Raw genomic sequence first — 25379 nt, 5'->3', positions numbered from 1 at the left:
CCCGATTATGGAGAATTCATCAAGAGATATTTATGTTAAAAAGATATAGCGTGCCAAAAAGAGTAGGGCAAGGAGGACGGTGGCAAGTTTGAGTTGTTTGTGGTTTTTGGTGAGGAGTTTGATAAGGACAAAGCTGATGATTCCAAAGGCTAAGCCATCGCTGATGCTGTAGCTTAAGGGCATAATTAACATCACCAAAAAGGCCGGAAGCGCTTCACTAAAGTCGTGCAGATCGATCTCTAAAATGGGCGAGAGCATCAGCAACCCGACCAAAATCAGTGCTGGACTCGTGGCTGCTGCTGGCACAATCATCAGGAGCGGGGAGAGAAAGAGGCTAATCGTAAAGAGTCCCGCAACCGTTAGCGCCGTAAGTCCAGTTCTTCCTCCCACGCTTACACCCGCAGAACTCTCCACAAACGTGGTTACCGTGCTTGATCCGAACATTGCCCCTACGGTAGTTGCAATGGCATCGGTGAGAAAGATCTCCTTAACGTTGGGAATCGTCCCATCTTTTTGGATAAATTTACCCTTCATTGCCACGCCCATCACAGTGCCGGCGGTGTCAAAGAGGTCGACAAAGAGCATGGTAAAGAGAATCACGGCCATGTCCCAACTAAAAATACGATGCCATTCAAATTGAAAAAAGATCGGTGCAATCGAGGCTGGCATGCTTACCGGTGAGCCAGAAATGGGACTAGTTACGCCCATCGGAATGCCAATAATCGTAGTGAGAACAATCCCGATAAGGATCGCACCTTTAACCTGAAGCGTCATCAAAGCGCCAGTGAGAATCAACCCGATCAAGGCTAGTTGGGCACCATGATTGTGGATAAGATCACCCAAAAAGAGGGGCACCGACTCATTTCCCACCGTAATAATTTGTGCGTTGGTTAAGCCGATAAAGGCAATAAAGAGCCCAATACCGACACTAATTGCCTTACGAATGGTCAGCGGTAGGCTCTCGATGATTGCCTCGCGGATGCGAAAGAGGGATAAAAAGATAAAGATAATCCCTTCCAAAAAGACCGCCGTGAGGGCAAATTGCCAGCTATAACCCATCTTTGCGACGACAGTAAAGGCAAAAAAGGCATTTAATCCCATCCCTGGGGCTAGGGCTAGAGGCATGTTTGCCAAAAATGCCATCAATGTGGTAGCAAAGATGCTCACTAAAATCGTGGTGGTCATGACTGCCTCAAAGGGCATCCCCGTCGCGCCCATGATAGCTGGATTGACGACGATGATATACGCCATGGTCATAAAGGTCGTTAGTCCGGCGATCATCTCCTGCTTAACCGAGGTGTTACGTTTTTGCAAGTGAAACATTTTTTCTAATATCATGCAGATCCTCACTCTTTCTCGATAAAATTTAGGAAAGATTGAATTATAGCAAGATTGAGAAAAAGAGTCAAGTGGATTTCTTATTCCCTTCAGATTTCGCAACATTCCGCGTGAATAAGAGACGAAGTATCAGGATAAAGAGGATACTAAATAAAGTATAGGCAAGGACAGAGAGTATTGTAACAAATAATTCAGGCCCTTGATTGTACTTTAATGCTGCACGTGGGTAGCTAAAGGTTAAATTCATTGCTGATACTTGCTTCGGCGTGAGAGATTTCGCGGTGCGCTCTTTGCTATCAACGAGGTAGTACTCTGTAGGTGTCTCTACAACGACGCAATGTTTTTGCTTGGATACTCTGGCAAAGCGATAAAATTCTGTGACGAGTGTCTCCCCGAATTTATTAGATTTTTCTTGGACAACAAGGTTGTATGGACCATAATCGTATGATGCAAAGCCTCTCTCTTGGGGTTCAATGGGGAGCTCCCCTTTTTGATAGCGTCGATAGAGCTGTTCATTAAAGCCAACCACCAAGCCTGATAAGCGCGTCCCATGATAAATATAATAAAGATCAAATGTAAGATAGAGAGTAAAAAGAAGCCATAAGCCAAAGAGGCTAAGAAGGATAGCTTGTATTATTTTCTGTTTAGGAGTCATGTTGTGATTCTAGCATGAATAAAAAGAAATTTCTAGCGAATTAATTGTGTTTTTATCCCAAAGCCACCCCCTTGCACCTAGATAGCAAATGGGAGTATATTGGCAATATCCTTGAATGCATTAATCTTTGTCTTATTATGAAATCATAAGGGAGGACTCTATGGAACATATAGAGGAGAAGCATCAAGGGGACGTTTGGCTATTGCTTAATAGTCAGTTGGTCGATATGCATCGACAACTAAACAACATACAAAAAGATAGGGACGCCGTGCACTCTTTTTTAGAGGAGCATGTGGCAAATCATACCTATCCTTTTAACTCATTGGCTGGACAATTGCAGTTTATGGTTGCCGAAGGTTACTATGAGCGCGAATTTTTAGCGAAGTATACCTTTGAGCAAATCGAAGCGATCTTTACCTACGCGAAGAAACATTTTCGTGGATTTAAATCATTCACTGCCGTAACCAAGGCCTATCAGGAGTATTTGGTAAAAGAGCGGGCGAGTGGTCGGTATTTGGAGAGCTTTTCTGATCGGCTAAGCATTGTGTCGCTGTATCATGCCGATGGCGATTTTTCGTTGGCTCAAATGATGATCCAACGTCTTATTGCACAAGATTTTATCCCTGCAACGCCTACGCTTTTAAATACTGGGCGCAAACAACGTGGGGAATTTGTCTCTTGCTTTTTGTTGGAGATGGGCGATAGTCTTAATGATATTAATCGCACCATCGATTTTGCCGGACAGCTCTCGAAAGTAGGCGGTGGGGTGGCAATAAATTTTAGCAACATTCGCGCTAGAGGCGAGCCTGTTAATGGTTATGAGGGCGCCTCAAAAGGCATTTTACCGTTAGCCAAAATTTTTGATGTGCTCTTTCGCTATGTGGATCAACAAGGGCAACGACCGGGGGCAGGGGTCATCTACTTGCCTGTCTTTCATGCGGATATTTTAGAATTTTTGAGCGCAAAGAAGATCAATACCGATCAAGATAGTCGACTCACCACGCTCTCTATCGGGGTGATTATGCCAAATAAATTTATCGAACTCTTTAAGGCAAAAGAGCCGATTTATCTCTTTTATCCCCATTCGATTACCTTGGAGTATGGCGTTCCCTTTAGCGAAGTGGTTGCGCATATGGATGAGTGGTACGATCGCTTGGTGAACAATACGCATATCAAAAAACGTTTGGTGGAGCCAGCGTTGGTCATGGAGACGATGGTGCAGAGTTGGTCGCAGAGTGGCTATCCATATCTCTTTTTTATCGACAACGCTAACGCTGTCAATATGATTCCTGGAAGCATCAAGCAGAGTAATCTCTGTACGGAAATTATGCAGGTTGCTACGCTCTCTCATTATGGATTTTATCATGAAAAAGAAGATCGTATCGGTATGGATATTACGTGCACATTGTCTTCGGGGCATGTTGAGTCGATGATGGAGCACGATAGCATTAGGGATACGCTCTATAGTGCAATGCAATTGATGAGTCATGTAACCCAGAAGAGCGCGATGGCGCATGTGCCCTCGATTCATGAAGGAAATGCCAAGCTCCATAGCGTGGGATTTGGTATGATGGGTCTGCATGGCTTTTTGGTGAAGCACAATATGGAGTATGGCAGTGCCGAGACGCTCAATTTTGTGGACTGTTTTTTTAATGCGGTCAATTATTGGTCGCTACGTGCCTCTTGTGATTTGGCGAAGAAGTGGGGCGCGTTCGATGGCTTTGCCGATTCGGGGTATGCCGATGGGCGCTACTTTGTCGATCGTGGGGCGATCTATCCATGTTATCCCCAAGTCGAAGAACTTTTTACGTCAATCACCTCACTGCCCAGCGATGAGGATTGGCAAAATCTTGCACAGGAAGTAAAGGAATTTGGTCTCTATAACGCCTATCGTCTGGCGATTGCCCCGACGGGATCGATTGCTTACATTATGTCGGCAACGCCAAGTGTTACTCCTGTAAAGAATATCATTGAGGAGCGAGTTTATAGTCGATCGCGTACCTTTTATCCTGCGCCACATCTCGATAAGGAGGGCTGTCTGGAGCGATACGCTTCGGCATACGATATTAAAAAGAAGCAGATCATCGATACGCTTGCGGTGATTCAGAAGCATGTGGATCAGGGAATTTCCTTTGAAGTCTGTGTGCATTCCTCATGCTTTCGAGCCACAGATTTAGTCAATACGATGCTCTATGCGCATGCTAAAGGGCTCAAATCGATGTATTACATTCGCATTAACAAGGCACAGTTAGAAGAGTGCTTGGTTTGTCAAATTTAAAAGGAGATTTGCATGAAACCCCAAAATAATCTATTACAACAAAAGGAAGAAGAGCGAGAACGCTTTCATCAATTGATTGGATCTAAGCGTACGGCGGTGAACTGGAACGCGTTACCTAAGGATCACTTTTTGCTTCTTGGATGGGAGCAATTGAAGAGTCAACTGTGGTTCGCCGAAGACGTTGCCATCGCACGCGATAAGGATGATTGGCCTCAACTTTTACCTCACGAGCGCGACTGTTATGTCAAAGGATTGGCCGTTTTAACCATGCTCGATACCTACCAAGGCGACCTCGGCGTAGCAACCATCGCGCTCTCGTTAGACGAAGAGGAGCATCATGCCAAGGCTATTCTCAATTTTATGGGGATGAGTGAAAATTTTATTCATGCCAAGTCTTACTCCAATATCTTTCAAACACTCCTAAGCCCAATCGAGGAGGAAGAGCTCTTTGCTTGGGTCAATACGCAAAAGACACCACAGTCGATTATCAATTTGATTTTACGTCAATATATCTGTCTTAAGGAAGATCTACAAAACCCCATTAAACGCTGGAAGGCGATGGTAGCCTCGGTTTACTTGGAGACGTGGCTCTTCTACTCGGGATTCTTCTATCCGCTCTTTCATGCAGCGCATAGTCGCCTTACCGGAGCCGGCGAGATCATCCACCTAATCATTCGCGATGAACAAGTGCACGGACTCATTATCGGAACACTGGCGCAACCGCTCTATCAATCCTTTAGTCACAAGCTACAAGAAGAGCTTTATGCTTGGGCAATCGATTTTATGAAGGAGCTTTACTTGTATCAAGAGCAGTTGATCCGTGAGCTCTATACGCAGGTGCATTTGGTAGATGAAATTATTTTATTTACGCAATACAACGCCGACAAAGCGCTCAAAAATTTGCGCCTTCCCAGTTACTTTCATGTGCAAGAGGAGCGCATCAACCCGATGGTGATGAACGGGCTCTTAAGTAAGTCCAAAGATGTCGACATGTTTTCGATGGTCGGTAATGGCTACATGCACTCATCCAATGTTACACTGGATGAGAAAGATCTTTTAAAAGATGAAGAAGAGTTTGATTTTTAATTAAGTTAAGTAATAAATATAATCTAGGAGCAAGATCGAAGCTGTCTACTTCTAGATTATAGGACATAACTAGACAGAATTACTATTATGTTTATTCTTCATGTTTTCAAATAAATACTTGACACAAATACAAAAATCGCTTAACCTAACAGAAACAAAAAAGGAGAACGAATTAATGCTAGAACATATCTTCTTGCGTTCATTGGTAAGTGATGATTATAACAAAGGGTATTTGGGTCTTTTAGCAGAGCTCACTGAGGTAAATCAAGAGAAAATTACTCCAGAAATATTTAACGCGTTTGTGGCAAAACTAAATAAAGAACATGTTATCATGGTGATTGAGGATCTTGATGATAAAAAAATTATCGCCAGCGGTACGCTTTTTATCGAACCCAAATTGATTCATGGCGCATCGGCAGTTGGACATATTGAAGATGTCGTGGTTACAAAGTCATTACGCAGTAAACACTTAGGTATGCAGATTGTCGAAAAACTTACAGAGCTTGCCAAGAAGGCGGGCTGTTACAAAGTCATTTTAGATGCGGACGTCAAGAATCAACCGTTCTACCAAAAGTGTGGATTCAAAGAGAAAGAGCGCCAGATGGTGCACTATTATTAGTTACTACACTCTTGCCTAGATAGTGTCGGAAATAACACTGGCACTATCTAGGCAAAGCATCATCGATAAATAATATAGCATAGATTACTCTCCCCTTTCTGCTTGAGGATCTTGGCTGGCTTGCTCCTCTCGCGACCAAATGGTATACTTTTTTCTACGACCAAGCTGAATATAATTAATCGATTCACCTACCTCTATGGGTATATCAAACCTAACTCTTCGTTCACTCTCACTAACCTCCATATCGAGCATAATTTGTATATGCCTTAATAACCACCCGATCCCCTCGCTGCTTTATCTGAATATCGTAGATATGAGAGGGAGCTGATGTACTCACCGTAGCTTTTACGTATACAATTTTATTAACATGATCATATTCGATCTTCGTACGATAAACGAGATTGGGGGTTAAAACAACATCAATAAGGGTAAAGTAAAGAACAGTCATCACCATAAAAAAATAAGTGCCAATGCTCCCACGCTCATACCGATAATCTTAAATATTTTTGTCATTCTTGCCATGTTAGGTCTCCTTATATTCTAAATGTTAGCGGCCTTGTCGCCCTGATTTATAAGATCGATACCAAGTTAATCCCAGCGCGTCAAAGGCAAATTTATCGGTTATCGGGGTGAGTACGTGTGTCTCTATATCAAAATGGTAATAATCAGCACCCGATTTGAGATAGATCGTATCATACTCACTCTTTCGCCACGCATAATGATTGATTTCATCTAAAATATATCTCACACAATTTGCATCAGATATCAGACCAAGCCTAACTAAAGTTCCATCTCTACGACGAGAGTTACTACGATCCAATAAAACTCCTTTATTAGCTAAATAATGATTACATGGTGCGGGATAACCAGACTCTTGTTTTAGCACATAATAAGAACACTCATAGGGAGTATCCAAAACTTTCACTATCATCCATACACTATAACCCAAATAGGCACCAAACGCCAAAACTCCCACCAAAATGATAAGCATTAGATATTTAATTACGCGTTTAATGGTTATATTTTCTTTCTTCATAAAAGTATCTTAGCTGATTGGTACTTTAGTGTCAATATTGAACAAAAACGGTTCACAAAATGATCGAAACATTGTATACTTTAGACGTGTGTAAAAGTGGTCGAAAAGGAGAGAAAGGAGTTGTATGAAAAAGCGAAAGATTCGGCGTAAGCGTGTCATTATTAAAACGGAGCAATCATTGCATGTTAGCCCATCGTTGGTGGTAGATGCTTCGGATATTCAGGGGAAAAATGAGTATTCTCTTATCCGATATGATAGTAACATGAATGCCTTTGAGGAGCTCACCATTGCCAGCGAGGATTTACTTATAGCGCAGGTTCAGAGGCTTCACACGTTAAAAATGGAGAAGCCCTTACAAGATTTCGTCTGGGTAGACGTGCGCGGTATGCAGAGCAATGAGGCGTTGATTAAACGGTTAAGCACGCTCTTTCCTCTGGACCCGATGACGCAAGATAATCTTACCGACGCTACCTTGCGCACTAAGTTGGAAGACTTTGATGATTATGGCTTTTTGACACTACAAGCATTTTATCAATTCTCCAAGAAAAGCGACGTTGCACGCTCGTTTGAGCATGCTAAGGTCTCCATTCTTATTAATAATTGGTTACTTCTCACCCTACAGCACTCCGAGTATGACATCTTTGCTAGCCAGAAAAAGCGCATCTTAAGCTCATTTCGTAAGATACTTCCACGCATCCGCACCGACTTTCTTCTCTACTTTTTACTCGATACCTTAGTCGATCAATACTTTACCCTCATGGATGTGCTAAGCGACGAAATCGAACACTTGAGTAATCTGCTCTTTCGTTCGTATAGTTCAGACTTAATTGAACACATGTATACATTTAATCAATATCTCTTCTTGATTCGCCATGAGGTTGTACCGTTGAGTGAAGTGTTGTTACTCTTGCGTAATGGCCTAATGACCTTTGAGGACGACCAGAGCAGTAAATACTTCGCCAATGTCGGCGATCATGTCCTTAAGCTAGTGGAGAACCTCAATTTTCATCGCGATAGCCTCAATAACTTAATGAATCTTTACTATTCGCTCTCCGATCAAAAGCTCAACCAAATCATGAAGACCCTCACGGTGGTCTCCACAGTCTTTATTCCACTTACCTTTATTGTTGGGGTTTATGGCATGAATTTCGCCAAGATGCCTGAGCTTGAGTGGCAGTATGGCTACATAGCGGTTTGGGGATTAATGATTACCGTTGGCGTAGGCATTACGCTTTATATGAAGAAGAAAAAGTGGATATAATATTTTTCAAAGTAAGATGGGTTCTCTGGGCGATTCTGTTGGGGATCATGGTGCAGATCGGTGCATCGCAGGAGTTGGAGACGATTAAGCGCTTGAGTAAAGAGGATGAAAATTTTCGGCTCTTGCTCAAAGATATCGAAATAAATTATCAGCGTATCGCACAAAAAAAGGAGATTTTACCCCTCAAATTCTACTTTTATCGAACGCAAAAAGGCGAATCACTCTTTACTATCGCCGCCCGACTCAATCTCAACTATGATAGTATTGCAAGCCTCAATCGCCTCGCCTCGCCTGCGCTTTTAGAGGAAGGATTTCTCTTGATACTGCCGAACATTCCCGCGCTATATTTATACAATGAGACGACCGAACCGCTTTTTTTAACCATCAAATCGCGCTTGCATACCGAAGAGCGTATGCCATTTTCAGCGGTTTATTATCATCCAGAAGAGAGGCGCGATTTGCATATTAATGTATACATTAATCAAAAATTTAGCACGCAAGAGCGCTTAACATTCTTAAGTGGCTTCTTTCTCTGGCCCATTACCGGCGAGCGTATCATCACCAGCGACTATGGCCGACGCATCGATCCTATCGCCCACCAAAGTTATCACCATCACAACGGTATCGATTTACGTCTAGCCATGGGATCAGATGTCTTTGCCTCAAGAATGGGACGCGTTCGCTATGTTGGCTACAATGACGTATTAGGTCATCACCTCATTTTACAACACGATCAAGGTTTCGAAACCATCTACGGACATCTCACCCGTAGCATTGTTCAGGTCGGCGAAAATATTCATGCCGGACAAAAAATCGCCATCAGTGGCAATAGCGGCCTCTCCACAGGCCCACATTTACACTTTGAGATAAGAAAATATGGAAAACCTATTGATCCAAAACCTTTTTTCGTGAATAATTAAGCGTAAAGTTAATCACTTTTTTGGTCGAAATCTACATTAGTTATATCTACCTATGTTGCATCGTTCAATCTTACGTGTACAAAATGGAGAAATTTATGGCATTGCCACCAGAAAATAAGTCAAAAAAATCCAATAATATAGAAAAAATCAATCAACCGTGGTATCGCTCCTCTGGTGAAACGCCCACTGCTTCCCCGAAAAAAAGGGGAAAAGATAAAACGATGTTAAGTCAAAGAATTTTCGCACTCTCTCTTTGGGGAAGTATTGCAGGTCTTAGCACGTTGCTTTTTCTTCTCTACCCGCTCTTTACCCGAGAGGTTTCTGCCCAAATTATCATTAGTAATCCGATTCAACATACCTTTGAGGAAGATGCGATTCACTCGACACAAATCGCACTTCGTAACGGAGAAGTGTTAGCTAATGCAATTTTACGCCAACTCCCCAATGCACAAGGTGTCTATCAAGCGGTGGCAACGGTTGGCACTGGCTTCGATCTCCGTCGCATTCCTGTTGGTCAAGAAGTGCTCATCACCTATGCCATGGAAGAGGATACGCCGATTATTCAGTCGCTCTTGCTTAAAGAAAATCGCACGTTGCAAACCACCCAAGCCCTACGCAATACCGAACAAGGCTTTTCTCTTAAACAATTTAGCGAATATATCTTGATGGAACAACAACTTGTCTCGGGTACGGTAACCTCTAGTCTATATGTCGATGGCATCGCTGCTGGCGCACCTGCCAACAAGCTCATGGAGATGTTTGATCTCTTTGCCTTCAATGTTGACTTTCAGCGTGATATTCGCGAAAAGGATCAATTTGATCTTATCTATGAACAGTACTTTGACAGCCATGGTAATGCGGTGCGTTCGGGTAATATTATTGCCGCCAAATTGGTAACGCAACAAGGCGTAAACGAATCTTTCCGTTTTGAATACGAACCTGGGGAGGTTGGCTACTTTAATCGTGATGGTAGTAGCCTGAAAAAAGCTCTCCTTTTGATGCCGGTGCAAGGAGGTCGTCTCACCTCAGGCTACTCTGCGCGTCGCAACCCTGTCTACGGATATAGTGAGTTTCATCCTGCATTAGATTTTGCCGCGCCTAAAGGCACCCCCATCATGAGCGCGGGTGATGGCGTGGTCATTCACCGTGGCTGGGATCCCAAAGGCTATGGAAACTACGTTAAAGTTCAACATAATAATGGCTTGATGACTCTCTATGCACACATGTCATCTTTTGCCGCATCGGCGCCAGTTGGAGCAAGGGTGAAGCAGGGACAAACCATTGGTTATGTTGGTAGTACTGGGATGTCAACAGGTCCTCATGTTCATTATGAAGTTTGGGTCAATGGTGTAAGACGCAATCCCAGAACAATAGTAAACACAATGAGCAGTGGTATTGAGCTTAAAGGAGAACAACTTGAACGATTTAAAGAGCACATTCGCACCGTGGAGCCATATTTTTCCTAATAACAACACGCCCTCGAGCGAACAGTTACTCCAATCCAGCCCTTACTTTATCGGATTTTTTCTGGGGCTGATGCTTCTCTCCCTATGGGTGGCACTTACGCGTCGTCCCCTATTGGCGTTGTCTAAAGAAAAAATGAATAGATATCTAAAATATTTAAGATATACATTCTTTTTTACCTATCTTCTCACGGCAATATTGCTTATTCTTATAGTGTTTATGAACACCAAGATTGTTATCTTGGGATTAATGCTGTTAAGCGTATTGCTAGGGTTTCATTTAAGTATCCTATTTGATAAAATCGCAAAAGAGACTCCGCCTCAAAGTGCTGAGCTCCTCGTTATTGATTATATCTATAAGGGTATAGGATGGCCATTGCGATTACTCTCGATAAGTTATGCGCTACTCCTTTTAATGCAACACTTCGCTCTGCCGGCAACGTTTCTCTTTTATTTAGGCACGACGCAAAAAATATTGATTATTTTCTCTTGGGCGCTCTTTTTGCATCACATGATTAAGCTCTTATATGCCTATATGGTCTCGCCACTGTGCAAAACGCCCTCTACACTGGATATTACCGCTGCGCAAGGGATTTCGCTCTCTTTACGGGCACTCTTAATTGTCCTTGTTTTAGCTTCTATTTTACCAATATTTAGCAAAGAGTCGCTCTCCGCGATTATCGCAGGATTAGGAATTGGTGGCGCGGCAATCGCGTTGGCGAGTCAAGATCTCCTTAAGAATATTTTCGGAGGCTTTACGATTATGTTCGATAAGCCGTTCAAAATTGGCGAACGCGTGCAAATTGATCAAATTGACGGTGTTGTCGAAACAATAGGTTTTCGTAGCACCCGTGTTCGACTCCTTAATGGTCAACTCACGACCGTACCCAATCAGGTCATTGCAAATGTCGCGATCAATAATGTTACCAGCCGACCCAATTTACGACGTGATATCATCTTGCTTCTTTCGCTGGATACGCCTCCCGAAAAAATTCTTCGCTTCATTGAGGCACTGAAGAAGCTTTTTGCGGAAAAATATCCCACACTCACCGATCCAGATTCTCCACCGATGATTTTTTTTGAAGATATTCTATCTACAGGATTTTCCATTAAAATTGTGTATCGACAACTAGATTTAAGCTATAATGTCTATGTGGAGCAAGGTCAAGCTATCAATGTGGATATTTTAGCGTTGCTTAAAGAGATGAACATTGATCTTGCGGTACCTGTAAGAAAAATGCTAACGGAGATGGCAGGTGAGTAAACGATTACGGCTATTATTACTGAGCGGGATATTTTTGTTAAGCTGTAAAGTAAAGGAATATACGCTGGATAGACAGGATTTGTTTCAGCTTCAACTGGGTGTTTTTGAGGATGAAATGGATTTTTTCGATCGTAATCAGATACGACTTACCTCGAGTTCTGGATTTGTGATACAGGATGGATTTTTTTACGTCTATAATAGTAATCTTGGTAAAATTATGAAATTCTCTAATAATGGTGATATTTTATCCTTAATTTATACACCTTCACTCAATATTCCTTTGCAAAAGATCATTCCAGAAGGGACGGTTCAGCACAACTTTTCTCAAATTGAGTTAATTAATGTTGATGCATCTGGTCGAATTTATGTGGTGGATCGAACGCTCACCCAAGAGAAATATAACGCGCGAGGTGCTCATCGGCGTATTATTAAAGTCTTTAGCGATAAAGGGAATTATCAATATTTTTTGGGAGAAAATGGGGTTTCTGGCGAACCGTTTCCTTTCGTGCGAAGCATTCATTTTTCTCTAAAAGATGAGGCGACTATCATTAGTCGGGACGAAGAGAGCTGGTTTATTAATCGATTTTCTAGTCAGGGTGAAGTCGCGTATATTGCCGACCCCATTACCGAAAGCCTCTTCTCCAGCGAGGATTCATCGGTGTATATTAATGAAATTCACCCCTCTCCGCTTAATCCTGATATTCTTTATATCAATACCAGTGATTTTTTGACCTCAACCAATACGATTATCCTTTATCATGTGGTCGATCAAATTATTTTAGATAAGATAAAGATAGAGCCATTGAATCAGACCTTCCCCTACTCGATTTTGGGGAATGACCGAGAAGGGAATATTTATTTTTATGCATTTGATTTTATGAATAGTGTCTATAAAATTCTTCTTTACAGCCCGAAAGGTGGATTAAATAATCTTGAATTAACACAAGAATTTAATTTATTATTACCTATTTCTGATTTCCCGACGCTCCATAGTCAATTATTTTTAGCCACTAATGGCTTAGTTGGGGTCATGAGCATAGAAAATCGCTTTGCACAATTCTCTTGGTGGCGCACGGATCAATACTTTAAAGGAGAGGTATCTTAATGCATAAAAATAGAGAAACACGTGGCATTGGTGAGAGTAATTATTATCATTATACGCCAAAAGATGGCTATTACCATAATCGAGAGCGCCCTTCTCTGCTTACCTTACGCAAACGTTCGAGAAAATTGGTGTTTCTCAATCTCACCTTCATTGTCGTAATTGGTTTTGGGGTTCATTTTTATCAAAAACTGCTACAGCCATCCAGCACACTATCAGAGCAATTAAATCCCTATAATATAAGTACATATTTCACTGGAGAGATTGTAAATATTGATGTAAAAATCTATCGACAGCAAGATGATATGACACGAATATTACCGCTGGTGATTGAATTTTTTTGGGAAGGTGCTGATGAATATTTTGCTCGCTATCAAATAGAAGATGCTAAACTTTGGTCAGCAGAACAAGAGTATCTTAGTCTTAGACATCGAGAGCCGGCAATTGCTGGAGCAACTTTATATGTAAGGATAAAAAGTGGGGTTAACCAAGAAATAACTACGTTAATTCAAACGATCTAAAGGATTTGTTTAATAAAAATGCAAGATATATACAATAAAATCGACCATCTTAAACAAGAGATGAATAATGTTATCATTGGTAAATCTCAATTTATCGATTATCTCTTGGTGGGATTTTTCGCAGGTGGGCATGTACTCATCGAAGACGTGCCAGGACTGGGGAAAACGACTACAGCGAAAGCTTTGGGACATACGATTAGTGGGGCGAAAATTTCACGCATTCAATGCACTCCCGATCTCTTGCCCTATGATATTACTGGTGTCGAATTTTATGATGCAAAAAATCAATCTTTTCGTTTTGAACAAGGGCCTATTTTTGCAGATATTATATTAGCCGATGAACTGAATCGGGCAAATCCGCGTACACAAAGTGCGCTACTAGAAGCCATGGCAGAACGACAAGTAACAATTAGCAACCAAACGCATCAACTTTCTGATATTTTTTTTGTGATTGCCACGCAAAATCCTGTTGATACAGATGCCTCCTATCCATTACCCATCGCAGAATTAGATCGATTTCTCTTTAAACTCACCATGGGTTATCCCTCTTTAGAGGACGAGAAGGTGCTTCTACAAATAGCCTTAACTAAATCTTATTTAGAAAAAGAGGTGCAGAGTATGGACATCACAGAAATTCGAGCCATTAAACAAGCCGTCCATACGATTGAATGTAGTGATGGAATTTTGCAGTTAGTGGCAAAAATCATGCATGACTGTCGAAAACATGAAGAGATCTTACTGGGGCCTTCGCCACGCGCTGCAATACAATTAATTCATGCGGCAAAAGCACTTGCTCTTCTCAAGCATCGCGCATTTGTGATTGATGAAGATATTAAAGAGATTCTTCCGATCGCACTGCCCCACCGAATGAAGGCGCAACATGCACAGAGTGATTTAAGTAAAATTATATTAGATATCTATTCGGCTAATTGGCGGGAGATTTTACGACACTAATGTCTCGCTATAGAAAAATTTCTTTACGATCTCTACACGGCGTTATCTTTATGTTTATCGCCGTGATACTCTTTGTCTTTTCTCTTTTACTAAAATTATTACCACTTTTATTGTGGAGCTCGTTTATGATGGCACTCATTATCAGCCTAATTTTACTCATTCTCATCATCTATCCGCTAACTGTTCGCGCGATGAGAAATTTTACCATAACTGTGCCCCATGTGATTGACAGAGCAGAAGGACAGATCAATATTAACCTAAAATTTAATCATTTTTTACCTAATTTATTATTGTTTATGTATGATATACAATTTGTTTGGCATGAATCTTCTATCAAAGAATTTAGCTATGAGCATCTCATTCTCTTTAAAAAAGAGCAATCCTTGAAGATAAATGTACCCAATAGAGGGGTTTATGAACTATTTATTTCTCTACGATTGATGGATATTTTTGGACTATTTCTTTTTGAATTCCCGCTAGATCACAAAAGTGGAATTATTGTTCCCCTTCCTAAAGCGCAATCTTTAAAAGCTAATTATGAAGTACTCTATGAGGAGCTGAAAAATTCTTATTTAGTTAAATCTGGAAAAAGAGAACGTTCTGAAGCTGATTTTTATGATTTTAAACTATATCAAAAAGGTGATGATGTTCGTTATTTAGATTGGCGACTTTTTGCGCGATTTGGTGAGTTGTATATAAAAAACTATCATTTTTTATCCTATATTAAAAATAATGAGTATATTTTTTCTATTATTCCACCAAGCGTAACAACAGAAGGTGAAATTATTCTGGAAAAAATGTTAAATTTCAGCCAAAGCTTAGCTTATTTTTTCTATCAACAGGATAAAAAATCAATTATATTATGGATAGATTCTCATGCACAAATTAGCAATTTTGGTGATCCATCTATACAAAAACGTTCAGAATTGGCACTCTTATCTACAAGGACGATGAAAGAAATAGGGTTAAAAGCTAATGTCTATTTTTTAGAAGAGTCAAAATTAGGGACTATAATAGAAAAAAATATGCATGAATCGTCAACGTTATTTCTATTTACTCCGCATCAAACGCCACTAAGGTCGCAACTGTGCGGGAATAAGGAGACTTACTATGTCTCATATTAATTTTTTTCTTAGATTAAATATTTTTTTCTATGTATATATGCACGCGATTTATTTCTGGCAAGGGGCTGTCTCATTACCATTAGCATGGTTTCTCTTTTTTTTGAGTTATGCAGTTGCATTTTTTTATAAAAAAGATTTTACTCTAAAAATAAAAGTGATATTTTTACTCGCCTTACCTACAATATTTTTACTTATACGTATCATTTTATGGAGTATAGATTTATGGAGAGTGGCTGACTTTTCGACATTACTCGCAAAGTGGGATCTTACATATATGCCCATGAGAATTCCATTACTTTTTATCTTTTATAGCACAATATTATTTAATAAATCTTTGCGTTATCAAATTTTAGAACTAAGCTTACGCCCCTTTTTATTTTTCATTCTCTTTTGGGATATGCGTAATTTTCACTTAGGAATCTATCCTAATCTTATGACACTTTTAGGAAGTCTATTGCTTTATGGCGTGCTAGAAATAACATTTTTATCTCGGCTTCTCAACTCTAAAGCAGGTCGGAAAAACATGTTTTTTATCGCTATGAAGGTTATTATTTTTTCTTTAATAACATCGCTGTTAGCCTTACCTTGGATCTATAAAAAAGCAAATCCGCACATCAAAATGAAAGAAGGATTACTGACCTCTACTCTAAATAGTTTAGATTTTTCGGATCGTTTACCACTGGAGAGTGATATTTCGCTGGGAAATAAACTTCTTTTTTTGGTAAAAAGCAATGAAATTCTCACTAATGATATATTACTAAAACGATTAACATTGAGCGACTACCATGAAAAAAAAGGATTTACAAGAAATCTTATTATTGATGATTATTTTGAAGCAAAACAAGGAACTAAATTATCTTTTGTTGAGGATTTATCCAAAGATCAGAATATAGAGCAAACTTTAGACTTTTATATTTTACAACTTTCAGAGTATATTATTTTAACCCCATATAATCCAGTTAGCTATGAAAAACTTTCATTTCAAGAGAGACACTCCTTTAAACAAATCTTTCAAATTAAAAGCAATAGACCTCAACTGGAAAAAGAAGATATCTATTTACAGGAGAGCACGCTTCCTAAGAACATGGAATTTGCTGAGTCGGTCTATAGAAATGAGAGTGGAATTTCTCCAGAAATAGCGCGCTTAGCCGAAGATATCACAGTTGGCATTGAGGGTGATTATGCCAAAATGTTAGCGATTCAAGCCTATTTTCATGAAAATTTTTACTATACATTAAATCCTGGAGCGCCTGCTTCAAAAGATCTTTTACACTATTTTCTTTTCGAATCAAAACGGGGATATTGTAGCTATTTCGCCACAGCAATGGTATTGATGGCAAGATCACTGGGCATGAATGCGCGTGTAGCGGGAGGATTTAGACTTTTAGCAGATAATCAATTTTTAGATTTTTATGCAGTTACTGCAGCAGAATCTCATGCTTGGGTGGAAATTTACTTTAATGAAAGTGGCTGGGTAACATTTGATCCAACCTCACCACGTTTATATAATCATGATTTATATCTGGATAACACAAGTGAGATTGCCGAGGAAATTTATCAAGTTATTTACAATATAAATAATTTAAACTTGATTAAAAATCAGGATGGTTTTACGTATATTCATGCTCAACATGAGTTTAAAATAAACTATATCTTTATTTTATATATAGTTATTGCGATAATAATGTTTTTTATTATATCAATTGTCGTAAAAATCATGATTTTTAGAAACATAACGGATCTAAATAAAAAATTAAAAATCTGGATTAATCTTTTAAATTATCCACGTGAACCCGATTGGCGCATGATTTTGTATAAAAATAATAAACATAAAGCAACAGTTTATAAATTATTATTCACGAGGAGTCTTTTAACTGTAGACGAAATTAAAGATATAAAAGATCATTTGTATCAGTGCTATCTTTTTTATAGAAAGCTTCCTATTGATAGACAGGTGATAAAATTCTTAAAACTCCCCATGAGGAAACGATAAGATGATTAATAAAAAACGATTATTAATATTTATTTTATTATTTATTACCCCAATATACCTATTTTCCGTAGATAATTATGCAGAGATAGATAAAAATTTTAAAGATAAATTATCTGTTATGCAGAATTCCAGCGAAGTATACGTAGAGTACGCATTATTTTTATTAGAGCATAACTTTCTGCATGAGGCCATAGAACAGTTACGTAAGGGATTATCTTTTCCAGATGCTGAGGAGAGGGATGTTATGTATTGGTTATCTAAAAGTTATGCAATGATTGGTGCCAATGATTTGGCTCTTTTCTATGCAAAAGAGCATTATGAGAGAAATCAGACGAATGAAGAGGCTCTTTTTGAATATATTTGGTTACTCCACAGAAATTTAAAAACAGAAGAAGCTATTGATTTAGCCCATCTAGCTTACGAAAAAAATACTTATTCTTTTATTTTAGCATCATTTTTAGCCATCTTATATGGAGAAATAAATAAATATGAGCTAGCTATTCATTATTATCAAGACGCAGAAGAATTAGCCTATGTATTAGGAATTGATGATTTGAGCTTAATTTCTAATTATTATAATCAATACTTGTTGGAAATTAATTTTTTACAGTTTAAAAAAGCACAAGAAATTCTAGAAAAAGCATTAGCTATTGATCCTATGAATCCGTTATTATTACGTTCTTTTGGCAATTTTTATCATCAACAGATGAACTTTTCTCTAGCTTTAGCCTACTATCAAGAGAGTGAGCGTCAAGAAATTATTTACACAAAAGAAAAAAAAACGCTTCGTACGCCTCTCTCTAAACTAGAATTATTAACACTATATTTAGATTTTAATCTTATAAATGAAGCCGAATCTATTCGAAAAGAGATAAAACGAGAGAAAGAAAATCGTACTTGGATGCGCGGTTATGGTATTAATCATTACTTTTTTGATGCACTCTGGTATGAAGAAGAGTTGCACTACTGGCTTATTACTAAAGAAGAAAATAAACATAAAATTGCTCGGAATTTTTGGCAACAACTTATACAATATAAAAATAAATTCACTCTCTCAATAGATATTCGTCGGGCACGAACAAAACGTGAGCGTAGTCATTTACTGGCACTAGAGTATGCAAAAAAGAATCAGCATCTGGAAAATAGCGCCTACTATTATCTTATGTTAAATGATAGAAGATTGTTTGTTGGACAATTACCGATCACTAGTCATTCTCCCAAATCTTTATTATATAAAGAAATAGATTATGCAACAAAATATCGAGATAAAACTAAGTTGTTCATGTTACTTGATAATCTACAACTTCCCTATCAAAATAAAGAAAAAGTATTAATAATAAAGAATATATTGATAAATACTAAATTGAAGAAGGGGGAGCATAAAATTCTTATTGAAGAGCTATATCGCCTTACCCCTCACCTCTCACAACCTTTTGGCATGTTTTTTGAGATTGATATGGAAAACATTTCATCTAAAAATCAAAAAAAAATAAAACGCGCGCTTAAAAGAATTGGGGTAAAAGAAGAATCTTCTCCTTTTTTATTAAGGATAGAAGAAGCGGAGGAAGAGTTACGTATTCTTTTATTTGAAGACTCTGTATTAAGGAAAGAGTGGCAAGTGAAGCATTACGGCTATCGCCATTGGCGAATATTGGCAGAAAACATACGTAAGGAATTATTCGCTAGTGTTTAATATCGTGTCTAATTTGTTTATTTCATGGGAAATAACGCTATAATAGCGGTGTGTTGAATGAAGCTGTTTAAGTACAAACGCGTAAGTGTCGCGAGCGCTTTCGAGGTGATCGATGCGCTCATAAAATTGCGCTAGACGAATTTTTGGCCAAATATTTTGAGGAGATAATTCTATTTGCTTTAATAAAATAGACTCAGCTTCATCGAACAATGTAATGCGTTCAAAGGCTCGGGCAAGCACGGCTTTGGAGTTAGCACGTAAGATATCGGCGGCAGATTCCTCGGCATTGCCCATTTCGTCGAAAATAACCGATCGGCGAATAAAATAATTGTGATCAAAATTACCATCATAAGAGAGATCTAAATAGTGTAGCGCCTGCTGATAATCTCCCGTATAACGCGCAGCCTGCAGACCAATCCATGCTACATGAGATTTTAACTCATGGAGATCGGCATTTAGGGCGCGGGCTTTTTCAAAATCTTCTAAAAAAGCGATAGATGCATACTTATCATAGCGCGTGAGCAGGAGATAATTTTGGGCTCGTAAGAGATAGGCTTGAGGATCATTCTCTATAATCATTGTATATTTAGTGAGATCTTCAATAGTTTTAAGTAATTTCTTGCGCAATCCAGTGGTATTACCGCTCCCCTTCTTGCTGAGAATTCGTTGATAACGTAAAGTGGCTCGCTGAAGATAGGCCAAAGCATGGCAACTCTCCAGCTCAATGGCACGACTCAAGAGCTGAATGACCACCTTTTGATGTAAAGGTGAAGGCTTTTTTATCATCAAGTCAAGCGCCAACTGATAATGCTCCTGCGCCGATAGTCTGCCAATAACGAATGTAGATAGTTTCAAATGATACGCCATTAATATAATTATCGACGGATTCTGCTATAAACTCCTTGACCTTTTTCATCTTATCTGGTATATTTATATTGGTATTTGGGGGTGTCAAGGTTTCGACTAGGAGATCGGCTTCCGATTGGTCTGCAAGCAGAGCGCGCAACTCTTAAAACTACGCAACAATTTAAATGCCAAAAAGAATGATACAGTAACCATGAATTTGGGTGCTGCTAACATGGCAATCGCTGCTTAATTTAATATAGCGCGACGGGTCTCTAAACACGCGGTTTTGAGGGAATAGAGACTTGACACATTAACCAAAACTCACGAGATGGAGCAACATGCCTCTACTCTCGGACATTCATAGCATGTTGTAGCCGAATGAGGGTTAGATGGTTTCCCTAACATTTGGCGAACACGTAACAATCATCTAAGCTTGTAGAGGGCTCTTCGGGCACTTTTAGGACGCGGGTTCGATTCCCGCCACCTCCATTTTTTAGAAAAATAAATAGTTATACTGTATATATTTGCAATAACTGTTTACCACCTTTGTTTACCAGCTTATTAACAAAAGGTGATAGAATATGCCACAAATCAAAAAATCAATTAAAGTAAAATGGTTTGCTAACCGTAACAAGTATTACGTTTCTTTTGCACACACGCCTGCGCGTTGGATAGCCAGTGAAATAACCGTGAAGAGTGAGCAAGGTACTAAATTAGCCGAGCAGTGGGCTAAATTACATGAGCATCAACTTTTTGCCGTTCAACCCACAACAGAAACCCTAGCTAATTTTGCTACAGGATTTTTTGATGAAGATCGTGAACTGTATAGGCTCAATATGGCGAAAGGGCGTACGCGCAATGGTAATTATTACAAAACGGGTGCGATTTGGCTTAACAACTACATCCTCCCCTCCTTCGGAGAGCATCCCATTCATACGGTTACGGCAATGGCGATTGATGATTGGTTGCTTAAGATTAGGGGGAAAAATGTGAAAGAGTTATCGAGTGCCTCAAAAAATCGTATTATGGAGGTCTTTCGCTTGGTCATGAGTGAGGCTAAACGCCAACGCTTGATTAGCTACAACCCACTGGACGACATTAAACCCTTCAAAGAAAACTCAAGCCGTGCCATCTTCACCAAGCAAGAGATACAACAACTTTTTCCATCCGATAATGAGGCGATGCTTAGGATATGGCTTACCCCGATGTGGTGTGCGTGGGCTTGCATTATGCGAGATACCGGACACCGTCCCAGCGAGCAGATCGCCTTAACATGGCAAGATTATTATCGTGAAAATGGCATGACTGGTTTCCTTATTAATAAGAAGTATGATGTGGGTTACAAGCAGGTAATCCAAGGAACAAAGAGCGGTAAAGACCGAGCAACGTTGATTAGTCAACAAGCCGTCTATTGGCTAGAACAGTGGCACGGGTTATCGCCTCGTACGCTACCAGAAGATTTAATCTTTTTTAGCTTAGAGGGCAAGAACGATTATATTCAAGTGGAGAGCGCCAACAAACATTTTCGCGCGAGCCTAACCAGAGCAGGCATTGAGATAGACGGACGCACCCAATATTGTCTGCGTCATACGCTAAATACGCAACTCAAATCTATCTTAGGACATAGCGATAAATTACGCGCATTAATGGGTCATAGTAGCGAGAGCATGACCAACAACTACAACCACCCCACCGCCGAACATCTCTTTGGGGAAGTAAGCGAAATGAGTGGCATTATTGAAGGGGTTTTTAAATAGCGTCTTCTAAATAACTTTCACCATTTATCCAACCGTAAGTATGGCGCTGATTGCCATTGTAATACTTGCCACGCACAAATGCAACTCTAATATTAGGAAGGAGGGTTAAATAAATTTCTGCTATACCGCTATGATTAGCCATGCTATGCGAACAATCGGGGGAGACAATATTCCCATAGCTATACAGAATACGGATACTATTTTTGTAGCGTAAAAAGGCGGATACCGTGCTTATTGATTCCGATGTGGAGGTTTTCATACGGACGGTATCGCCCTCAATTTCTATCGTCGCATCTATGGCATGCTCGCTAATACGGCTACAATGATACTCATGCGTTTTTCTTTGGCAAAATTTGCACGCACCACAGGCAAAATAGCTTGATAAAAGCTTGCAGGTAAAAACCAATCTCTGTTCAAAGTAGATATTCTTCATTTTTTCTCCTTGTGTTTTAGGTTTAACTATGCTATCATCACTCATGCGTGGAAACGGTCGCGAGTGTATCTACGACCCACGCTAACGCCTTCTGCATGTAATCATCATCTGCTACCAGCGATCGATAGTAGGCAATTTTTTTTTATCCAACGCGTGCTTATACCTAAAGTAGTGGTACTTGTAGATGCTGTACAGCTCTTTGAGTTCAGGATCAATCGCTCTTAACTCTGTTTCTAGGCGCTTTTTTGCTCCTTTTTGTGGTGTAGACATCTCTTATGCGGTAACCTTGGTACGTTTTTGGTTCTTTTGCTTAGGTAAATCCAATGGCGTACGCTCTTCCCAGTTAATATAACTCCCTCGCTCTTCTTTACTCATCATCACCCACGTTTGGCGATGCTGGGGTGCTGCCTTTGCCCATGCAATCACATTGGCTTGCAACCAACGTCTACGCTTAGGATTAATATCTGGAATACCAAAGTTGGGCAACAACCAAGGGCATTGATTGAGCGTGCCCGTACTAATATTGTAAAAGGCCGCCACCTCTGCCAGCCCCCAATATTCGGGCATGATGCCCAAGCTGGATGCCGTGCTTAAAAAGACATTCAATCTGGCTAGCACCTCGTCCATCTCGCTAAACTTAGTCAACTTCTCGGTCAACTCCTTCACACTGATATGATCCATAACAACCTCCCTAATATTACCATACTAAAAGCATGGTAGTAATCTACTATAGAGATAGTGTACATCACATACAAGAATTAGTCAATACTTATTCAATGAATATGTTGTATAAATATTATAAATGTTGCTATCGATACTTGTAGCATGATACTACACCAGATAGAACGATATGCTTGACTTCTGGCTACGCTTTGACCAGCTAGCAAAAGCACGGGGCTTAATTAATAAAGAGATCTACACGCAAGCAGGTATCGCACCTAATACCTTCTCGCAGTGGCGGCTTAACGACCGCATACCGCCAGCCGATCGGGCGCAAGCCTTAGCCCACGTGCTTGATACCACCGTTGAGTACTTGGTAACGGGGCAAAGTACCCTACCCATGGCTAGCAGTAGCAATCTCCCCATCCTTAAGCCACAGTTAAGCAGTGGTACGCAAGAGCAGTGGCAAGAGGCGATAAACATTGCTGGCTATCTGGATATCTTTAGGTTGGAGGATAAAGCGATCAAGCAATATGCCTTTGTCGCCTCTGGTAGCAGTATGCTGGGCGTAGGCATCGCCGAGGGTGATTATATCATCTTTACCCCCCACAACGCACAAGAGCGCCTACACGATGGCTTATATCTCTTTGCTATCGATGAGGTGGTCTATTGTAAACGCTTAGAGTTTGATCTATTAGCCGACACCATTAAGATTTTTAATATGCGCAGTACCGACCCCAAAGAGGCGGAGTTAGTCCGCACGCTTACCGGCATTCACAGTCAGCCGAATGTTCGCTTACTAGGTCGGGTTACCGGTTGCTATCATGTGCATAGCCACAATTAATCCTGCCAAAAGAGATAGGCTTCTTCAGCATTCTCTAAAACAGAAGAGTGCATTACCCCATATAGCATACCAAGCGTTAGTAACCGATCCGCATGGCTCATCCTTGCTAGGTCTGATTTTATCTCTATAGCTAACTCATAAAGATAGCTAAGGATAGCTTGTTGATGTTCACTAAAAAGAGCTAAAGCTTCAGGGGTCAATGCTTCATACCTGCGGATAATTTCATTCGTTGCTTCCGTTAGGATGATAATTAACTCCACTGGGTTATTATGGTCGTACTTGGGAGCAACTTGCCCCCAAACCACGCTACTCCCGCATAACATCGCAATTAGTAATATCTTTTTCATCATATTTATGCCTCTAGCTTAATGTCCAGAAAAAGAGAAACCCAAGGCAAAACTCGCACCGTTAAAAAAGCCTAACATGTTTACACGTTCGCCATGGCTCATGCTAGCTATCTCGGGTTTAAATGCTAAAGCAAATTCATAAAGAGTATTAAACGTCTCTCTTTGCTCTTTTGTGAGTGAATCAATTACTGATCTCTCCTCCTCGCTAAGCGTAGCAGGATCTGCCAAGATCGTTGCCTCATACATCGTAATGACGTTATCTAATACTTGTATCAACTCAATAATCACTTCAGCATGGTTATTATAGTTAATGGGCATGCGTTGTCCCCAAGCTACAGAACTCCAACAGAGTATCGCAAGTAGTAATATCTTTTTCATTTATGCTTGCTCTAGCTTGCTCATATCAGCAATAACTTTAGGTGGTAACAGTACGTTCTTCGCATTAGGCCAAAAACCCACAATTAAAGCTTTGGCAGTAAAAACACTCACCTTAAAACGTAACAAGACCGCCTTACCTCCACTTTTTTTGCTAAAGAGAAGTGTTCGTTTACCCGTATCCACATGAGCGATATCCTTATATTTAAGCTCTTTAATCGTCTTATCAGTGGCATACATTACAATACGCTTGTCGGTGAGGTAGACGCGCCCCGTTCTAAGGACAACCAAGTCCTTAATCGACTCTTGCTGTGTATAACTATTATCTTCATAAAAGCCATAATTACTTACCCTAAAGCCATTACGTCGTCGTTTGTAGCCAATAACGCGCTCTTCTAGCCATTGCACATGGTGATAAATTTTGTAGAGCTCTTCCTTGCTATCTAAAATGTTTTCTGCGTAACTATCTTTATCCAAAGAGCGCACTTGTTGCTTCTCTACCAACGCTTTTAATTCTAGTAAGTCATCGCGATACTCTCTTTTGTACCTTCTGCTATCCATAATCTTATAGATTATTTTAAAGGGTATTAAAATAATGAAAACCGCCAAACTGATCAACAAACCAAGGAGATAAAATGTGTTAGCCACATCCTTTGCCGATACCGTAGATCTCTTCGCCATAGTTACTATCCTTGGTTAGGTTTGTTTATTTCAATTCAATAAAATTATTATAGCATAAACTTGCAAGGAAAGATAAAAAAATATTTCACAAAAAATCATTGTATAAGTATTAACTAATTCTTATACGTG

Annotated in this window: 25 protein-coding genes and 1 other RNA gene; 16 read left to right on the top strand and 10 right to left on the bottom strand. The window is 39.8% G+C overall.

What is annotated here, in order from left to right; translation table 11 throughout:
• Nucleotides 1–30: 30 nt before the first annotated feature.
• The gene (locus PVA46_RS03850; protein WP_167695440.1) at nt 31–1338 is read right to left on the bottom strand and encodes an NCS2 family permease; all 1308 of its coding nucleotides are present in this window, start codon (nt 1336–1338) and stop codon (nt 31–33) included.
• Nucleotides 1339–1405: 67 nt separating this feature from the next.
• Nucleotides 1406–1993 (bottom strand): hypothetical protein, encoded by a 588-nt coding sequence (locus PVA46_RS03845; protein WP_167695439.1) that lies wholly within the window; start codon nt 1991–1993, stop codon nt 1406–1408.
• Nucleotides 1994–2153: 160 nt separating this feature from the next.
• Here PVA46_RS03845 and nrdE point away from each other — a divergent pair, with 160 nt between their 5' ends.
• From nrdE to PVA46_RS03830, 3 genes are all read left to right on the top strand, one after another.
• A complete protein-coding gene (gene nrdE, locus PVA46_RS03840) occupies nt 2154–4271 on the top strand; it encodes a class 1b ribonucleoside-diphosphate reductase subunit alpha (RefSeq protein WP_167695438.1) in 2118 nt (705 codons plus the stop codon).
• A gap of 12 nt (nt 4272–4283) precedes the next feature.
• Nucleotides 4284–5357, top strand: coding sequence for a ribonucleotide-diphosphate reductase subunit beta (locus PVA46_RS03835; protein ID WP_167695437.1), 1074 nt, complete (start codon nt 4284–4286; stop codon nt 5355–5357).
• Between the two features lie 175 nt (nt 5358–5532).
• On the top strand, nt 5533–5976 hold the full coding sequence (locus PVA46_RS03830; RefSeq protein WP_167695436.1) for a GNAT family N-acetyltransferase: 444 nt from the start codon (nt 5533–5535) through the stop codon (nt 5974–5976).
• A gap of 547 nt (nt 5977–6523) precedes the next feature.
• Here PVA46_RS03830 and PVA46_RS03825 read toward each other — a convergent pair.
• Nucleotides 6524–7012, bottom strand: coding sequence for a hypothetical protein (locus PVA46_RS03825; protein WP_167695435.1), 489 nt, complete (start codon nt 7010–7012; stop codon nt 6524–6526).
• Between the two features lie 124 nt (nt 7013–7136).
• Between PVA46_RS03825 and corA the strand changes: the two genes are divergently transcribed.
• The 10 genes from corA to PVA46_RS03775 all read left to right on the top strand — a co-directional run bounded on the left by corA (nt 7137) and on the right by PVA46_RS03775 (nt 19307).
• The gene (gene corA, locus PVA46_RS03820; RefSeq protein WP_167695434.1) at nt 7137–8273 is read left to right on the top strand and encodes a magnesium/cobalt transporter CorA; all 1137 of its coding nucleotides are present in this window, start codon (nt 7137–7139) and stop codon (nt 8271–8273) included.
• On the top strand, nt 8264–9193 hold the full coding sequence (locus tag PVA46_RS03815) for a LysM peptidoglycan-binding domain-containing M23 family metallopeptidase (protein WP_167695433.1): 930 nt from the start codon (nt 8264–8266) through the stop codon (nt 9191–9193). The genes corA and PVA46_RS03815 overlap by 10 nt, the downstream gene beginning before the upstream one ends.
• A gap of 221 nt (nt 9194–9414) precedes the next feature.
• On the top strand, nt 9415–10659 hold the full coding sequence (locus tag PVA46_RS03810) for a M23 family metallopeptidase (protein WP_167695432.1): 1245 nt from the start codon (nt 9415–9417) through the stop codon (nt 10657–10659).
• Nucleotides 10610–11920, top strand: a complete 1311-nt coding sequence (locus tag PVA46_RS03805) for a mechanosensitive ion channel family protein (RefSeq protein WP_167695431.1) — start codon at nt 10610–10612, stop codon at nt 11918–11920. The genes PVA46_RS03810 and PVA46_RS03805 overlap by 50 nt, the downstream gene beginning before the upstream one ends.
• Entirely contained in the window at nt 11913–13025 is a 1113-nt protein-coding gene (locus tag PVA46_RS03800; protein ID WP_167695430.1) for an LIC_12708 family protein, read from the top strand. The genes PVA46_RS03805 and PVA46_RS03800 overlap by 8 nt, the downstream gene beginning before the upstream one ends.
• Nucleotides 13025–13543: a hypothetical protein gene (locus PVA46_RS03795; protein ID WP_167695429.1), complete on the top strand. Its 519-nt coding sequence runs from the start codon at nt 13025–13027 to the stop codon at nt 13541–13543. Before PVA46_RS03800 ends, PVA46_RS03795 begins: the two co-directional genes overlap by 1 nt.
• A gap of 18 nt (nt 13544–13561) precedes the next feature.
• Entirely contained in the window at nt 13562–14497 is a 936-nt protein-coding gene (locus PVA46_RS03790) for an AAA family ATPase (protein ID WP_167695428.1), read from the top strand.
• 125 nt (nt 14498–14622) lie between these two features.
• On the top strand, nt 14623–15621 hold the full coding sequence (locus PVA46_RS03785; RefSeq protein WP_167695427.1) for a DUF58 domain-containing protein: 999 nt from the start codon (nt 14623–14625) through the stop codon (nt 15619–15621).
• Nucleotides 15608–17614, top strand: coding sequence for a transglutaminase-like domain-containing protein (locus PVA46_RS03780; protein ID WP_167695426.1), 2007 nt, complete (start codon nt 15608–15610; stop codon nt 17612–17614). Before PVA46_RS03785 ends, PVA46_RS03780 begins: the two co-directional genes overlap by 14 nt.
• A gap of 1 nt (nt 17615) precedes the next feature.
• The gene (locus PVA46_RS03775; protein ID WP_167695425.1) at nt 17616–19307 is read left to right on the top strand and encodes a tetratricopeptide repeat protein; all 1692 of its coding nucleotides are present in this window, start codon (nt 17616–17618) and stop codon (nt 19305–19307) included.
• Here PVA46_RS03775 and PVA46_RS03770 read toward each other — a convergent pair.
• The gene (locus PVA46_RS03770) at nt 19290–20174 is read right to left on the bottom strand and encodes a hypothetical protein (RefSeq protein WP_274360329.1); all 885 of its coding nucleotides are present in this window, start codon (nt 20172–20174) and stop codon (nt 19290–19292) included. The genes PVA46_RS03775 and PVA46_RS03770 overlap by 18 nt on opposite strands.
• Before the next feature lie 77 nt (nt 20175–20251).
• Between PVA46_RS03770 and ssrA the strand changes: the two genes are divergently transcribed.
• Nucleotides 20252–20645: a transfer-messenger RNA gene (ssrA, locus tag PVA46_RS03765) on the top strand.
• 89 nt (nt 20646–20734) lie between these two features.
• Entirely contained in the window at nt 20735–21910 is a 1176-nt protein-coding gene (locus tag PVA46_RS03760) for a tyrosine-type recombinase/integrase (RefSeq protein WP_167695423.1), read from the top strand.
• On the opposite strand, the gene PVA46_RS03755 is transcribed toward PVA46_RS03760, so the two are convergent.
• The 3 genes from PVA46_RS03755 to PVA46_RS03745 all read right to left on the bottom strand — a co-directional run bounded on the left by PVA46_RS03755 (nt 21903) and on the right by PVA46_RS03745 (nt 23024).
• A complete protein-coding gene (locus PVA46_RS03755; protein ID WP_167695422.1) occupies nt 21903–22343 on the bottom strand; it encodes a Cap15 family cyclic dinucleotide receptor domain-containing protein in 441 nt (146 codons plus the stop codon). The two genes, PVA46_RS03760 and PVA46_RS03755, sit on opposite strands and share 8 nt — an antisense overlap.
• Nucleotides 22344–22454: 111 nt before the next feature.
• Nucleotides 22455–22613 carry a hypothetical protein gene (locus PVA46_RS03750; protein WP_167695421.1) on the bottom strand — a complete coding sequence of 53 codons (159 nt, stop codon included), beginning with the start codon at nt 22611–22613 and terminating at the stop codon, nt 22455–22457.
• Between the two features lie 3 nt (nt 22614–22616).
• Nucleotides 22617–23024, bottom strand: a complete 408-nt coding sequence (locus PVA46_RS03745; protein WP_167695420.1) for a hypothetical protein — start codon at nt 23022–23024, stop codon at nt 22617–22619.
• Between the two features lie 169 nt (nt 23025–23193).
• Here PVA46_RS03745 and PVA46_RS03740 point away from each other — a divergent pair, with 169 nt between their 5' ends.
• Nucleotides 23194–23847 carry an XRE family transcriptional regulator gene (locus tag PVA46_RS03740; protein ID WP_167695419.1) on the top strand — a complete coding sequence of 218 codons (654 nt, stop codon included), beginning with the start codon at nt 23194–23196 and terminating at the stop codon, nt 23845–23847.
• Here the strand turns inward: PVA46_RS03740 and PVA46_RS03735 are convergent.
• Genes PVA46_RS03735 through PVA46_RS03725 form a run of 3 tightly spaced genes read right to left on the bottom strand, consistent with a single transcriptional unit; the run spans nt 23844 to nt 25250 of the window.
• A complete protein-coding gene (locus PVA46_RS03735) occupies nt 23844–24197 on the bottom strand; it encodes a hypothetical protein (RefSeq protein WP_167695418.1) in 354 nt (117 codons plus the stop codon). The genes PVA46_RS03740 and PVA46_RS03735 overlap by 4 nt on opposite strands.
• 15 nt (nt 24198–24212) lie before the next feature.
• Nucleotides 24213–24572, bottom strand: a complete 360-nt coding sequence (locus PVA46_RS03730) for a hypothetical protein (protein WP_167695417.1) — start codon at nt 24570–24572, stop codon at nt 24213–24215.
• Nucleotides 24573–25250 carry a PH domain-containing protein gene (locus tag PVA46_RS03725; protein WP_167695416.1) on the bottom strand — a complete coding sequence of 226 codons (678 nt, stop codon included), beginning with the start codon at nt 25248–25250 and terminating at the stop codon, nt 24573–24575. It lies immediately after the preceding gene.
• Nucleotides 25251–25379 lie beyond the last annotated feature (129 nt).

The sequence above is a fragment of the Entomospira culicis genome, from assembly GCF_028748145.1.
In the GTDB taxonomy this organism is placed as follows: domain Bacteria; phylum Spirochaetota; class Spirochaetia; order WRBN01; family WRBN01; genus Entomospira; species Entomospira culicis.
The sequence above is the reverse complement of the archived record's forward strand: the minus strand, read 5'-3'. Positions and strand labels throughout refer to the sequence as shown.